The organism is Bradyrhizobium sp. 2TAF36 (genome assembly GCF_052114925.1).
Taxonomy (GTDB): domain Bacteria; phylum Pseudomonadota; class Alphaproteobacteria; order Rhizobiales; family Xanthobacteraceae; genus Bradyrhizobium; species Bradyrhizobium barranii.
In genome coordinates, this window is record NZ_JBFRFR010000034.1 from 36116 (window position 1) to 50351 (window position 14236).

Annotated in this window: 10 protein-coding genes; all 10 read right to left on the bottom strand. The window is 65.2% G+C overall.

Going from position 1 to position 14236, the window contains the following annotated elements:
- Positions 1-54: 54 nt before the first annotated feature.
- The 10 genes from AB4Z51_RS20770 to AB4Z51_RS20815 all read right to left on the bottom strand — a co-directional run bounded on the left by AB4Z51_RS20770 (position 55) and on the right by AB4Z51_RS20815 (position 14176).
- Positions 55-1116 carry a sensor domain-containing diguanylate cyclase gene (locus AB4Z51_RS20770; RefSeq protein ID WP_441497874.1) on the bottom strand — a complete coding sequence of 354 codons (1062 nt, stop codon included), beginning with the start codon at positions 1114-1116 and terminating at the stop codon, positions 55-57.
- A 1-nt stretch (position 1117) separates the two neighbouring features.
- The gene (locus AB4Z51_RS20775; protein WP_441497875.1) at positions 1118-4228 is read right to left on the bottom strand and encodes a bifunctional diguanylate cyclase/phosphodiesterase; all 3111 of its coding nucleotides are present in this window, start codon (positions 4226-4228) and stop codon (positions 1118-1120) included.
- A 176-nt stretch (positions 4229-4404) separates the two neighbouring features.
- Positions 4405-5490, bottom strand: a complete 1086-nt coding sequence (locus AB4Z51_RS20780) for a branched-chain amino acid ABC transporter permease (RefSeq protein ID WP_028149341.1) — start codon at positions 5488-5490, stop codon at positions 4405-4407.
- Entirely contained in the window at positions 5487-6497 is a 1011-nt protein-coding gene (locus AB4Z51_RS20785) for a branched-chain amino acid ABC transporter permease (protein WP_085404082.1), read from the bottom strand. Before AB4Z51_RS20785 ends, AB4Z51_RS20780 begins: the two co-directional genes overlap by 4 nt.
- On the bottom strand, positions 6494-7216 hold the full coding sequence (locus AB4Z51_RS20790) for an ABC transporter ATP-binding protein (RefSeq protein ID WP_212095247.1): 723 nt from the start codon (positions 7214-7216) through the stop codon (positions 6494-6496). Before AB4Z51_RS20790 ends, AB4Z51_RS20785 begins: the two co-directional genes overlap by 4 nt.
- Entirely contained in the window at positions 7213-7977 is a 765-nt protein-coding gene (locus tag AB4Z51_RS20795; protein ID WP_441497876.1) for an ABC transporter ATP-binding protein, read from the bottom strand. The genes AB4Z51_RS20790 and AB4Z51_RS20795 overlap by 4 nt, the downstream gene beginning before the upstream one ends.
- A gap of 63 nt (positions 7978-8040) precedes the next feature.
- On the bottom strand, positions 8041-9225 hold the full coding sequence (locus AB4Z51_RS20800; protein ID WP_354113292.1) for a substrate-binding domain-containing protein: 1185 nt from the start codon (positions 9223-9225) through the stop codon (positions 8041-8043).
- 345 nt (positions 9226-9570) lie between these two features.
- On the bottom strand, positions 9571-11010 hold the full coding sequence (locus AB4Z51_RS20805; protein ID WP_354239768.1) for a sigma-54 interaction domain-containing protein: 1440 nt from the start codon (positions 11008-11010) through the stop codon (positions 9571-9573).
- Between the two features lie 257 nt (positions 11011-11267).
- A complete protein-coding gene (locus AB4Z51_RS20810) occupies positions 11268-13004 on the bottom strand; it encodes a putative bifunctional diguanylate cyclase/phosphodiesterase (RefSeq protein WP_441497877.1) in 1737 nt (578 codons plus the stop codon).
- 206 nt (positions 13005-13210) lie between these two features.
- Positions 13211-14176 carry a sensor histidine kinase gene (locus tag AB4Z51_RS20815; protein ID WP_441497878.1) on the bottom strand — a complete coding sequence of 322 codons (966 nt, stop codon included), beginning with the start codon at positions 14174-14176 and terminating at the stop codon, positions 13211-13213.
- Between the last annotated feature and the right edge of the window lie 60 nt (positions 14177-14236).

Here is a 14236-nt window from a genome sequence, read left to right on the forward strand (position 1 = left end):
CAACATCACCTGTTGGTCAGGCCGAACGCAATAGAACCTTCGGTGGGATGAACGTCAGCCGCGGCTGGACCGGCGATTGGCGGCGACTTGAATCCCGGGCGAGCCGCGATCGGCGCGCGCGAACTCGGCCAGCAGGCGTTCGGAGCAGATGACGCGGTTGCGGCCGAGCCGTTTTGCCGCATAGAGCGCCTCGTCGGCCGCACCCAGCAGCCGGTCGGGGCTGCCGTCGGCCTCAGTGGGAATATGGCTGGCGACGCCGACGCTGAGGGTGACGTGGTCGCCGGCTCCAACAGCTCCATGAGCGATCCGCAAGGTCATGACGGCACCGCGGATCTCCTCGGCGATGGCGCAGGCGGCATCGCAATCCATGTCGGGCAGGATCAGCGCGAACTCTTCCCCGCCATAGCGGCTGGCGAGGTCGAGCGGGCGCACGGCGTGGCGGCTGACGACATCAGCGACCGCACGCAGGCATTCGTCGCCGCTCTGGTGGCCGTGCCGGCCGTTGAACAGCTTGAAATGATCGACGTCGACGAACAGCAGCGCCATCGGCTTCTGCGTCCGCTGGGCGCGAGCCCATTCGCTCATCAGCATCTGGTCGAAGGCGCGCCGGTTCGACAGGCCGGTCAGCCCGTCCTTGGTGGCGAGCTCCTTCAGCGCCATCTCGGCGCGCTTCTGATCGGTGAGGTCGCGCAGCGTCTCCACCACGGCGATCAGATGGCCGGCCTCGTCGTGGATAGGACCGGCGTCGATCGCGAGATAGAGCTGGCTGCCGAGCTTGGGCATCACGCACCAGTTCTCCGCGGAAAAGCCGAGCCCGTTGTGGCCGCGTGCGGCATATTCCGAATAAAACTCCGGCAGCTGCTCGGGACGGTCGAGCGCGACCAGGTCGGCGAGGCAGGGGCGCCGGGTCTCGTAGAAGGCCTGCCAGTGTTTCGTCGTGCCGATCACCTCCGCGGCGGGAACGCCGGTCAGCCGCTCGCAGGCTCTGTTCCAGATCACGACGCGGCGCTTGGGGTCGATCACGAAGGTCGGCACCACCAGATGCTGCATCAGCCGCACGGCATAGGAATCCGCGACGTCGACGCCTTTCGCTGACGTTTTCCGCGGCTTCGCCATCTCAGGCCACCGCCGCCACCGGCGCGGCATCGTTCGGACCGAACAGCTTTCGCACCTCGGCGGCGGGCTTCGGTTTGCTGAACAGATAACCCTGCATCTCCGTGCAGCCGAGCGCGCGCAGCATCTCGCGCTGCGCCTCGGTCTCGACGCCCTCGGCGACGGTGGTCATGTGGCTCGCCGCGGCGATGTTCACCACCGCCTGCACGATCACGGGCGCGCCACTGGTCTCCGCGATGTCGGCGACGAAGCAGCGGTCGATCTTGATCTTGTCGAACGGGAAGCGCTTCAGATAGCTCAGCGAGGAATAGCCGGTGCCGAAATCGTCGAGCGCGATGCGCACGCCGATCGACCGGAGCTGGTGCAGGATCGAGAGCGCGGCCTCGTCGTCGCGGATCAGCACGGCCTCGGTGATTTCGAGCTCGAGCCGGGAGGGAGAGAGCCCGGAGGCGGCGAGTGCGCCGGCAATCCGCAGCGCCAGCGTGTCGCATTTGAGCTGCACCGGCGAGACGTTGACCGCAATCCGCACATGCGCCGGCCAGGTCGCGGCCTCGTTGCAGGCCATGCGCAGCACCCAGTCGCCGAGCTCGTTGATCAGGCCGGTATCCTCGGCGATCGGAATGAACTCCGCCGGTGACACCCAGCCGCGTTCGGGATGCCGCCAGCGCAGCAGCGCCTCGCAGCCCGACACGTCGTTGGTGCGCAGGTCGACCAGCGGCTGGTAGTGGATCTCGAAGCCGCCGTTCACCAGCGCCTGGCGTAGATCCTGCTCCATGGTCAGGCGCGCCTTGGCGCTCGCATCCATCTCCGGCTCGAAGAAGCGATGGGTGCGGCGTCCTTCGGCCTTGGCGCCGTACATCGCAAGATCGGCGTGCTTGATGAGCTGGTCGAGATCGGTTCCGTCCTGCGGCGCCAGCGCGATGCCGATGCTGGCGTCGGTGGAGAGCTGATGGCCGAGGCAGTGATAGGGCTGGCGGATCGCCTCGTAGATCCGCGTCACGAATGACAGCACGTCCGCAGAGGACTGGATTCCGCTCTGGATCACCGCGAATTCGTCGCCGCCGAGCCGCGCGATCAGGTCGCTCTTCTTGAGGCAGCCGCGCAGCCGGGTCGCGATCGCCTTCAGCAGCTCGTCGCCGACGTGATGGCCGAGCGAATCGTTGATGCCCTTGAATTCGTCGACGTCGATATAGAGCAGCGCGAACTGCTCGCCGCCGGCGACCTTCGCCAGCTCGCGTTCGATCTGTTCGCGGAACAGCGTGCGGTTCGGCAGGTCGGTCAGCGCATCGTAATGCGCCATATGCGCGATCTTGTCGTGGGCGCGCCGCCGCTCGGTGACATCCTCGACGACGCTGATGAGGTAGCGCGGCTCGCCGGACTTGTCGCGAATGCCGATCCGGGTCGAGGTGATGTAGCGCGGTCCCTTGGTCTGGCTCTGCCAGGCGTGCTCGTCCTTGAACAATCCCCCGGGCGCCTGCAGCGCCTTGCTGTCGTCGTCGTTGACGATCCTGGCGGCGGCTTCCGGATACATGTCGAAAGGAGTCTTGCCGACGATGACGTCACCCGACTGGCCGAACTGCTCCTCGGCGGTCCGGTTGACCAGCAGATATTGCCGCGTCAGGGCATCCTTCACCGTGATCTGCGAGGGGATGTGATCGATGATCTCGCGCAGGAACATGTAGTTGCGGTCGCGTTCCTGCTCCAGATTGCGCCGCTCGGTGATTTCCTCGATCGTGGCGACCCATCCGCCCTGCGCCAGCGGGGTGTTGATGACCTGGAAGGCGCGGCCGTTGGGCAGTTCGTGGATCCTGCTGGAGGCCTTGCCCTCGGCGACGACCCGCATCACATCGGTGCAAAACGTCTCGACGTCGCCGCCGAACGTGCCACGCTCCTTGCGATGCTGCATCGCCTCGCGGATGTGACAGCCGGGCTTGATGATGTCGTCGGACAGGCCGAACATCTCGGAGTAGCGGCGGTTGCAGGTGACGATAAATCCGGCGGCATCGTACAGGATCAGCCCTTGCGACATGTTGTTCAGGGCGGTGTCGAGCCGCAGCCGTTCCGCTTCGATCCGCTCCTGGGCTTCCCGGTTCTGCCGGCTGATCTGGCGGATGATCAGGAAGAGGATCAATGCGATCACGATCGCCGAAAGCGTTGCCGTGGTGACCATGAAGCCGGTCTGCTGACGCCAGTCGGCCAGCGCGGCGCTCGTGGTGTTGGTCGCGACAATGACCAGCGGGAAATGCGACAGCGAGGCCCCCGAGCCGAGGCGGTCCTCGCCGTCGATCGGTCCCTTGACGCGCAGCGTGTGCCGGCCGCCCTCGGCCAGCATCTTGCGCATCAGCGGCGCGTCCTTGAAATTCCTGCCGATCAGCTCTTCGACATGCGGATAGCGGGCCAGCATCTTGCCTTCGCGATCGAACAGCGAGATCGCCGTACCCTCGGCAAGCGCGACAGATGCGAAATACTGCCGGTAGCTGTCCGGATCGATCCGCCGGACCATGGCGCCGAGGAAGGTGCCGTCCGCGCCGCTCAGCCGCCGCGCGACGATCGTGGTCCATTTGCCGATGATGAAGCTGCGGACCGATTCCAGGATGACCGATTCGGCCATCGGATCGGATTTGAACGTCTGGAAATAGGCGCGCGAGGAGACGTTGATCTTGGGCAGCGGCTCGGCTCGCGACCAGTTGATCAGCTCGCCGTCGGCATCGTAGATCGCGATGTCGCCGAGATAGGAGACGGAGCTGATCTTGCTCCGCAGCATCTGGTTCGTCGCGAGCCCGGACATGCGCTCGCGGAACATCGCCGGCGAAGTGATCTCCGGCAGGTTCATCTGCCCGATCAGGTCGGCGGCGACGACGTCGGAATCCTGGAATTGCTGATCGAAGTGCCGCGCGATCAGCTGCACCGTGTTTTCCAGCTCGCGCTCGCGGTTGGCCAGGGTGCGCTCGCGGAATTCGCCGACGGCCATGGCGGTCACGGCGAAGATCCCGGCGACCAGCAACACACCGCACAGGGTCAGCCAGAGGACAGGACCACGCCGCGCCAAGGCCGCCCAGCCGTTGGTCGCGGCTGATGACATTCCGGCTGTCACCGTGGAAAAGACCTGGCGCATTTCCCCCCTCCCTGGAAGGACAGGAATACACCGCACAAATGGCGCAAACCTTAGGAAAGCCAGTTACCTAAGCATTAATCCGGTTGTGCAGTCGCGCCCGTATGCAGTGGGGCGGGAATCACGTCGCGGTTGTGCCGTGCCCATCACAACCGCTGCGCTGCATCATTAACCGCAGCTTAATGCGAAGCGCCCGCACTCTTGTCGCGGCCGGCATTGCGCAGACGTCCGACGACGCCGGTCGGGAAGAAGTAGACGCTGGCGATGAACAGCAGCCCGAGCCACAGCAGCCAGCGATCGGGATGCAACAGCCCCGGCAGCAACGGCAGGCCGGCTTCGCTCGCCGCCTTGGAGGCGACGCCCATCAGCGATTGCAGATAGTTCTGGGCGAGGATGAAGATGGTGGCGCCGATGATCGCGCCGTAGATCGTGCCCATGCCGCCGATCACCACCATCAACAGGATGTCCAGCATGATCGAGAAGCTGAGCGAGGTGTCGGGACCGGCATAGCGCAGCCACARCGCGTTCAAAATGCCGGCGCTGGCGGCGACCAGCGCGGCGAGGCAGTTGGCGTAGGTCAGGTGGAAGACGGTGCGAAAGCCGAGCGCCTCGGCGCGAAAGCGGTTCTCGCGGATCGCCTGGAGCACGCGTCCGAACGGCGAGTTCACGACACGCAACAAAGCGAGGATCATCAGGGCCGAGACGGCGAACACCAGGTAGAAGGTGAGGATGCGGCCGTTGATCTCGAATCCGAACAGGTTCTTGGAGATCAGCACCGTGCCGGGCCGCAGCAATTCCGGCAGCTGGAAGCTGCGCCCGTCCTCGCCGCCGGTCAGCCAGGAGAGCTGCGAGGCCAGCACCTGGAAGGCGGAGGCGACGGCGAGCGTGATCATGGCAAAGAAGATCGCGGCGACCCGCAGCGAGAACAGGCCGATCGCGAGCGCGAGCAGCGCCGCGAGCGGCAGGCCGACGACGATGCCGGTTGCGACCGCGGCCCAGTTCGGGCCCATCCCGTACAGCGCGATCGCGATCGCGTAACTGCCGATGCCGTAGAACATGGTGTGGGCGAACGACACCGAGCCGGTATAGCCGAGCAGGAGGTCGTAGGAGGCGACGAGCGCGGCGAAGACGCAGATCTTGGCCGCGACGTTCAGCGCCTTGGCGCCCGGGAACAGGAACGGCGTCGCCGCCAGCGCCAGGATGATGACGATGAGGAGAAGCGTGAGCACGCGGCTCTTCGGCGGATCGCCTGACAGGAGCATCATCGGCTGGTCACCGCATAGAGGCCGCGCGGCCGCCACATCAGAATGGCGACCATCAGCAGGATGTTGGAGACGAGGGCGAGTTTCGGCACCAGGAAGCCGCCGTAATTGGCGACCATCGCGACCAGGATGGCGCCGATGAAGCAGCCACCGATCGAGCCGAGGCCGCCGATGATGACGACGATGAAAATCAGGACGGTGAGGTCGTCGCTCATGGAGGCATGGACCTGCTCGCGATAGAGCGCCCACATCACGCCGCCGAGGCCGGCGAGCGCCGATCCCGTCATGAACACGCCGAGGAACAGGCGGCGGATGCGATAGCCGAGCGCCTCGACCATCTCGCGGTTCTCGACGCCGGCGCGGATCAGCAGGCCGAGCTTGGTGCGGTTGAGCACGAGCTGGATCGCGATGAAGACCGCGAGGCCGATCAGCATCGCCAGCACACGGTATTTGGCGATCGCGACGTCGCCGAGGATGAAGGAGCCTCGCAGCGAGGTCGGCAGGGGTGTCGGGATGATCTGCGGCCCCCACAGCGCATAGAGCGTCTGCTCGGCGACGATCAGGCCGCCCGTCGTCATCAGGATCTGCTTCAGGTGCTGGCCGTAGACGGGCAGGATCAGCACGCGCTCGACGACCAGGCCGAGCGCGCCGGACACTGCCATCGACAGCAGCGCTGCCGGCGCCAGCACGGCGAGGTTCATCCACAGTGAATCCGCCTGCATCGAGGCCGCGAACGGCGCCAGCACGAGGGTTGCCACATAGGCGCCGACGGCGATGAAGGCGCCGTGGCCGAAATTGAGCACGTCCATCAGGCCGAATACCAGCGTCAGCCCCGAAGCCATGATGAAGATCATCATGCCCATGGCGAGACTCGCGGCGGTCAGCGTCAGCCAGGTGCTGGGTGACCCCACCAGAGGAATCATCGCAAGCGCCAGCGCGATCGGCAGCAGGATCGGCGCGAGATCGCGCTTCGGCTTCGGCAGCGGATCATTTGCGGCGAGTTCAGTCACTGATGCGCCTCCAGGCTCAGGCCGAGCAGCCGCTCCTGCAGCGGCACGTCGGCGGCGAGCGCCGCCATCTCGCCGCGATGAACGATGGTGCCGTTGTCCATGACCAGCACGTTGTCGCCGAGCTCGCGGGCGGCAAAGAAATTCTGTTCGACCAGCAGGATCGTCGCACCCTTGCGCTTGATCTCCTTCAGGCACTCGATCAGTGCCATGACGATCGCGGGCGCCAATCCCTTGGTCGGCTCGTCGATCAGCAGCAGCTTGCGCGGCTCGACGATGGCGCGCGCGATCGACAACATCTGCTTCTGTCCGCCTGAGAGGCTTCCCGCGCGCGACAGCCAGAACCGGCGCAGTGCGGGGAAGAAGCCGAAGATCCAGTCGAGCTGGGTATCGTCGAGCGGCCCGTCGCGCGCCGCCAGCACCAGGTTTTCCTTCACCGTGAGGTCGGAAAACACCGCCATGCTCTCCGGCACGTAGCCGACGCCGAGCCGCGCGATGTCGGGCGTGGCGCGGCTCTCGATGCGCTCGCCCGCAAGCGTGATTTCGCCGCTGGAGGCCTGCCACAGGCCCATGACGGTGCGCAGCGTCGTGGTCTTGCCGGCGCCGTTGCGGCCGAGCAGCATGGTGGTCTGGCCCTGGGGGACTGCGAGGTCGATGCCCTGGAGGATGTGGTAGCGGCCGATATGCGTGTGCACGCCGGAGAGTTTGAGCAGATCGGTCATGCGGCACTCTTTGGAGCAACGCCGAGATAGGCTTCCTGCACGATCGGTGAGGCGATCACCTCGGCCGGCGGACCGTCGGCGACAAGTTGTCCGTTGTGCAGCACGATGATGCGGTCGGCGAGCGAGCGCACCACGTCCATCTTGTGCTCGACGAGGAGGATGATCTTGCTCTTGTCCTGCTTGAGCTGCGCGATCAGGTTCAGCACGACCGGCACCTCGTCGATGCTCATGCCCGCGGTCGGCTCGTCGAACATGAACACTTTGGGTTCGAGCGCGATCATCAGCGCCACCTCGAGCTTGCGCTGGTCGCCATGCGACAGCGCAGTCGCCGCGACGCCGCGGCGATTGCCGAGTGCGACCTGGTCGAGGATGGAATCGGCGCGGGTGATCAGGTCGCGGCGGACCATCCAGGGCCGCAGCATGTCGTAATGGGTGCCGCTGGCCGCCTGCACCGCGAGGCGGACGTTCTCTTCCACGGTGAGATTCGGAAACAGGTTGGTGAGCTGGAAGGCGCGGCCGAGGCCCGCGCGGGTGCGCAGCGGCGCGGAATGCTGGGTGATGTCGGTGCCGTCGAACAGGATGCTGCCGTGTGAAGCGCGCAGCTGGCCCGAGATCAGGTTGAAATAGGTGGTCTTGCCGGCGCCGTTCGGCCCGACGATGGCGGTGAGCTCGCCGGGGCGGAACGTGCAGGTGACGTTGTTGACCGCGACATGGCCGCCGAAGCGGATGGTGAGGTCGCGCGTCTCTAACGTCAGGGCCATGAGGATAACTCTGGAATAGGGAAGGATCCTCTCCCCGCACGGGCGGGGAGAGGGGATTCGATATCAGCGCTTGTTGCGGACCGGAACGTCCATGTCCTCGATCTTGAGCTCGCGCACCGGCTCGAGCACGGCCCAGGCGACGTTCGGATCGACCTTGACCTTGAAGTGATACATGCTCTGGAGCGCCTGATGGTCCTCTTTCCGGAACACCATCTTGCCCTTCGGCGTGTCGAACTCCAGGCCTTCCATCGCCGTGATCAGCTTCTCGGTGTCGGTCGACTTCGCCTTGGTGACGGCGGCGACGACGGACATCGCGGCGGCAAAACCACCCGCGGTGAAGAAGTCCGGCGGCGCATTGAAGCGCTTCTGGTGCTCGGCGACCAGCCAGTCGTTCACCGGGTTCTTCGGGATCTCGTAGTAGTAATAAGTCGCGCCTTCCATGCCGGGCAGGCCCTTATACGCCGCGAGCGCCGGCAGGATGTTGCCGCCGGTCGACAGCTCGATGCCGTAGCGCTTCGGGTCCATGTCCTGCAGCTTGGCCAGCGGATTTCCGGCGCCGGCCCAGATCACCCAGATCACCTTGCGGCCGGGCTTGTCCTTCAGCGCGTCGAACAGGCGCTGGCCGACCGCGGTGAAGTCGGTGGTGTTGGTCGGGGCGTATTCTTCCGCGGCGAGCGTCGCGCCGGTCTTGGCGAGCGCCTCCTTGAAAGCGGCGACGCCGTCGCGGCCGAAGGCGTAGTCCTGCGCCAGCGTCGCCACGGTGACGCCCTGCTTGCCGATCGCGACCGCGTTCGAGATCGCGTCCTGCGACGAGTTGCGCGCGGTGCGGAAGATGTAGCGATTCCACTTCTCGCCGGTAATCTGGTCCGCGACCGCGGGCTCGACGATCAGGATCTTCTTGTTCTCCTCGGCGACGGGGAGGATGGCGAGCGCCGCGGCGGACGAGGTCGTGCCGATCGCGATGTCGGCCTTGTCGTCCTGATAGGCTTCCGCGAGCGCGGCCTTCGACAGGTCGGGCTTGCCTTGGTCGTCCTTGGTGATGACGACGATCTTGCGGCCGTCGAGCATCATGGTGCCCTTGGTGGCGTATTCAAAACCCATCTGCAGGCCGGTTTCGGTCTGCTTGGCGTAGGCTTCGAGCGGGCCGGTCTTGCCGTAGATCAGTGCGACCTTGAGGTCGTCGGCCTGCGCGGAGGTGTTCGCGGCCAGGCCGAGGATGGCTGCCGTGAGAATGAGCGATCGACGCACGATGATTTCCTCCTTGAATGAACTGCCTTGATCACAGCGATTTGCACAAGTGTGCATACATTGCAATTCCACCTTCCGGCGGAGCTTGCACGAGGCTCATGTGACAGTTTCTTGACGTGCGCGTGCCGGATCGTCGCAGGCCGCGATGAGTTCGCGTTAACGATCCCCTGGCTTCACATCAGCCCATGCGTTTCCTCAGGCCGCCTCAGAGCAAGCCCTGCGCCAGATCCGGGGCTTGGCGCGGGAATGGCTGAAATTGCGGCGGATCACGCGCGAATGCCACAGGCGAGCGCCGATATGGCGGTGTCAGGAGTCCGAGACTCCGGACACGTGCCGTCTCGAAAATCAGACAGGCGGCGATCCCGACGCCAGTCCGAACTTGGCGAGCTTCTTGTAGAACGTCGCGCGCGAGATGCGCAGCATCCGCGCGGCTTCCGAGATCTGGCCGTTGCTGGCGGCGAGCGCATGTTCGAGCGTCTGCTTCTCGAACTCCGCCTCGGCTTCGGCATAGGGCACGACCGAGCCGGTCATCTGCGGCGCCGGTCCAGGGCCGGCCTCCGCGCTGACCGGCAGGATGTGAACGAAATCGTCGCCGGTCAGGCGCCCGGAATCGCTCAGGATCAGCGCGCGTTCCAGAATGTTGCGGAGCTCGCGGACGTTGCCGGGCCAGTCGTAGCGCGCGAGCGCCGACAATCCGCTCGGCGTGATCCTGGCATTGAGGAAATCGCCGGAGGCGCTGATGTCCTCGATCAGCCGCGCGCAGATGTCGGGCAGATCGTCGAGGCATTTTCTCAGAGGGGGCAGGTCGATCGAGAGCACGTTGAGGCGGTAGTAGAGATCGGCGCGGAAGGCGCCGTCGCTGACGCGCTTGCGCAAGTCCACGTTGGTCGCGGCAATGACGCGCACATCGACCTTGCTGATCTTGTCCGAGCCGAGCGGCTCGATCTCGCGCTCCTGCAGCACGCGCAACAGCTTGGCCTGCAATTGCAGCGGCATCTCGCCGATCTCGTCGAGGAACAGCGTGCCGCCATCGGCGATCCGGAACTTGCCCTCGCGTCCCCTGCGGTCGGCGCCGGTATAGGCGCCCGGCGCAGTGCCGAAGAATTCGGACTCGATCAGCGTTTCCGGGATCGCCGCGACATTGACGCTGACGAACGGCTTTTCCGCGCGCGAGGACGCATTGTGGATCGCCTGCGCCAGCAGCTCCTTGCCGGTGCCGGTCTCGCCGGTGAGCAGCACGGTCACGCTCTGCCGCGCCGCGCGCTTGGCGAACTCCTTGGCCTGCGCGATCGCCGGTGTCGTGCCGACGAAATCGGCAAGGGTGAAGCGCGCCGCGCGGGCGTTGGACAATTGCCGCCGCGCCAGCCGCAGATCGCTCTCGAGCTGGGTGACGCGGGCGAGCAGCGGCTTGAGGCTTTCGAGGTGGTCGTAGAGCACGAAGCCGATCGCGCCGATGACGTTGCGGTCCTCGTCCTCGATCGGCATGCGCGTCACCACGAGCTGCTCGCCGCCGAGCTCCATGATGTCGAGCAGGATCGGCTCGCCGCTCTCGGCGACGTTCCGCATCAGGCTGTTCGGGATGATCTCCTCGATCGGCCGGCCGATCGCTTCGGTGGTGTGCTTGAGGCCGAGCGAGGCCAGATATTTCTCGTTGACGTAGATCACCCGTCCGCCGCGGTCGATCGCGATCGCGCCCTCGCACAGATGCTCCAGCCGTTCGAACAGCGTCACCATCGCCCGCGCGCGGACATAGGCGGGATCGCTGACGTCGGGGGAGGAGGGCATGGCGTACCTCAGGGAAGTCCGCCTGTGTATTAGCAAAAGGGCAGCAATTTCAAAGGGGGAAATGGCACGTAAGCAGCTCAGCAATTGCCGTCGTCCCGGGGCGCGAAGCGAACCCGGGACCCATACCCACAGGGAGAAGTTTGGCGAAGACTAGGAGTGGGAGCCTCGCTCCACATCTGCTCCCTGGGGTTATGGGTCCCGGGCTCGCGCTTTGCGCGCCCCGGGACGACGGCGGTACTCGTTGCGCCGTTGTCGCCCTACCGCCGGTACCCGCTCGCCCGCGAATAGCCCTGCCGGTTCTGCTGCGTCGGGCGGTTGGACACGCCGGGACGGGATTCGCTGGAGGCGGGGGTCGCGAGCTTGAGCTCCTCCAGGAAGATCGGCCGGGCGAAATAATAGCCTTGCGCGTAGCGGATCTTGGTCGCGGCCTGGAGATAGGCCAGCTCCTCGAAGGATTCGAGGCCTTCGGCGATCACGGTCATGCCGAGCGCTTCGCTCAGGGATTCGATCGCGCGCAAGATACCCTGGCTGCGCGGGCGCTTATGGATGTCGGTGATGAACGAGCGGTCGATCTTGATCTCGTCGGCGGTGATGTCGGCGAGCGCCGAGAGCGAGGAATAGCCGGTGCCGAAATCGTCGATGGAGATGCCGACGCCGAGCTTGCGGAACATCGGCAGGATCTCGGTCTGGAAATGATTCTTGGCGACGAAGGCGTCTTCCGTCACCTCGATCATGAAGCGCTGCGGAAAGCCGGTCTCGTCCAGCGCCCGCGCRAAACTGCGCATGAATTCGGGGTTGCCGGCCTGCTTGGCGGCGACGTTGATGCTGATGGTCGCTTCCGCGCCGAAGCTGTCGTTGATCAGGTCGATCGACTTGACGATCTCGGCGAGCACGAGATGGGTGAGCTCGTCGATCAGTCCCAATTCGCCGGCAAGGTTGATGAACGAGCCCGGCGCCTGGATCACGCCCTCGTCGTCGCGCAGGCGCACCAATGCCTCGATGCCCGTCACGGCCTGGGTGCGGATGTCGACCTTGGACTGGAACGCGCAGCAGAAGCGCTTTTCGAGGATGGCGAGCCGCAGCGACTGCTCGATCTTCATCCGCGCCAGCGCCTCGCGCTCCATGCTGGCGTCGAAGAAGGCCGCTGATCCCTTGCCGCTGTTCTTGATGCGGTACATCGCGATGTCGGCGTTCTGACGCAGCGTCTCGAAGCTGCGGCCGTGGTCGGGATAGAGGCTGACGCCGACGGAGGTGGAGGCGAAGACCTCCGAATTGTCGATGAAGAACGGTGCGGTCAGCCGCTCCAGCGTCGCTTGCATGAATTCGGCGACTTCCTCCTGGCTCTGGATCGGGGAGAGCAGCAGCAGGAATTCGTCGCCGGAGATGCGCGACAGCATGTCGGAATCGCGCAGGTCGCGCCCGAGCCGCTTCGACAGCTCGACCAGCAGCGCGTCGCCGACGGCGTGGCCGTAATAGTCGTTGATGTGCTTGAAATTGTCGACGTCGAGAAAGGCGAGCGCGAAACGCTCGCCTTTGCCGTCGCGCGCGAGCAGGCTGCCGGCGCGATGCTCGATCACGCGCCGCGAGGGCAGGCCGGTCAGCTCGTCGAAATAGGCCGAGCGAAATAGCTGGTCCTCGAAATTCTTCTGTTCGGTGATGTCGGAGGACGCCGAGATCAGCAGCTCGCGTCCGGCAACGCGGACGGGGCGATGGGTGGTCAGCAGCACCTGGCGTGCAGCTCCGTCGTGGAGCGCTTCCTCGGAGATGACCGCTTCGCCGGACCTCAGTGCCCGCTGGCAGGCTGCCCGGCGCGGCGTCAGATCGGGCGACGGACGGCTGCCGTCCATGCCGAGCTGGGCGGCCGCGACATCGTTAACCAGCAGAAGCTCGCCCTGCGCGTCCTGCACGGTCAGGCCGGCAGGCAGCATTCTAACGATTTCCTTGAGAAATCCGAGTTCGGCTTCACTCGCGCCGGAATATCTGTTGTCGTTCATAGAAGTCATGAATCTTGTTGTTTCAACGCGCCTTTGCAATGGACGCGATCTTGCGCAGTTCCCTCTTAGGTTTGGTTAAGGGGTACGGAGAAATACGGGGGTGTTTTGCGGCGATGCGACGCGCCCGACCCATCGTCATTAACGGAGCGTCAACGCGCGCAACGAAACTGCGAGCGGGGCGCGCATCTCTTGCGCTCGTGCCGCGTCTAACCGTTCTGCGGGATGCGGCATTGCATGATGCAATGCAGGCCGGTCTTGAGATACGAGACCTCAGACTTGCCGTCGAAAGCCGACAGCGCTGACTTCAGTAGCTTGGTGCCGAAGCCGGGCTCGGAGACCTTGTCGATGCTCGGGCCCTCGGTTTCGTCCCAGGTGACGGTCAGACGGTCGCCGCTGACGGTCCACGACACCTGCAATAATCCGCGCGGCGCGGAGAACGCACCATATTTGCCCGCGTTGGTGGCGAGCTCGTGAAACATCAGGGACAGCGTGACCGCGAGCTTCGGCGGCAGGAACAGCCGGTCGCCGTTGAGCGTGAAGCGGACATGGCCGTAAGGTCCGAGCTCCGCGATCAGGAGATCGCGGATATCGCAGCCGCCCTTGTCGATCCGCGAGATCAGATCGTCGGTTGCGGCCAGCGACCGTAGCCGCGGATCGATCCGGGCCCAGACCTGCGGCTGGTCGTGCAGCACCTGGTGCAGCACGGCGTGCGCGGTCGACAGCTTGTTCTTCAGCCGGTGCTGGAGCTCGTCGACCAGCAGCTTGCGGTATTCTTCTTCCTCGATCAGGCGTTTGGAAATCCGGCGCTGTGCCGCCAGCATCCCGCGATAATGCTCGACGCCCCAGATGGTGAGGGCGGAGACGCCCCAATAAAGGGTCAGCAAGGTGAACCTGGAGCGATCGGCAAGAGCGTCGCTGAAATTGACGACGACGCCGAGCACGCCGCCGACCAGCGCGGTGATGATGCCGATCCGCAAGCCGCCGAATGCGGCGGCAAAGAACACGGCCGGAAAGTACGGGGTGAAGTAGACGTCGGGCCGCACATGCGCGAGACCCCAGCGCGCCACCGTCGCAACCAGCAGGCAGGCGACCGCGAAGCCGAGGCTCAGAGCGAGCGATGGCGCTGCCACGCCCTGCCAGCCCTTGCGGAATTCGTCGATCAGCTTCTCCATGCCCGGCCCGGTTGCGCTATGCGCGCGTAAATCGAGAAAGGAGCGGGAATGTTACGCATG

Excerpts from the sequence above, each read along its gene's own strand:
- AB4Z51_RS20775 (WP_441497875.1), bottom strand. The coding sequence starts at position 4,228 with ATGCGCCAGGTCTTTTCCACGGTGACAGCCGGAATGTCATCAGCCGCG.
- AB4Z51_RS20770 (WP_441497874.1), bottom strand. The coding sequence starts at position 1,116 with ATGGCGAAGCCGCGGAAAACGTCAGCGAAAGGCGTCGACGTCGCGGAT.
- AB4Z51_RS20805 (WP_354239768.1), bottom strand. The coding sequence starts at position 11,010 with ATGCCCTCCTCCCCCGACGTCAGCGATCCCGCCTATGTCCGCGCGCGG.
- AB4Z51_RS20795 (WP_441497876.1), bottom strand. The coding sequence starts at position 7,977 with ATGGCCCTGACGTTAGAGACGCGCGACCTCACCATCCGCTTCGGCGGC.
- AB4Z51_RS20815 (WP_441497878.1), bottom strand. The coding sequence starts at position 14,176 with ATGGAGAAGCTGATCGACGAATTCCGCAAGGGCTGGCAGGGCGTGGCA.
- AB4Z51_RS20790 (WP_212095247.1), bottom strand. The coding sequence starts at position 7,216 with ATGACCGATCTGCTCAAACTCTCCGGCGTGCACACGCATATCGGCCGC.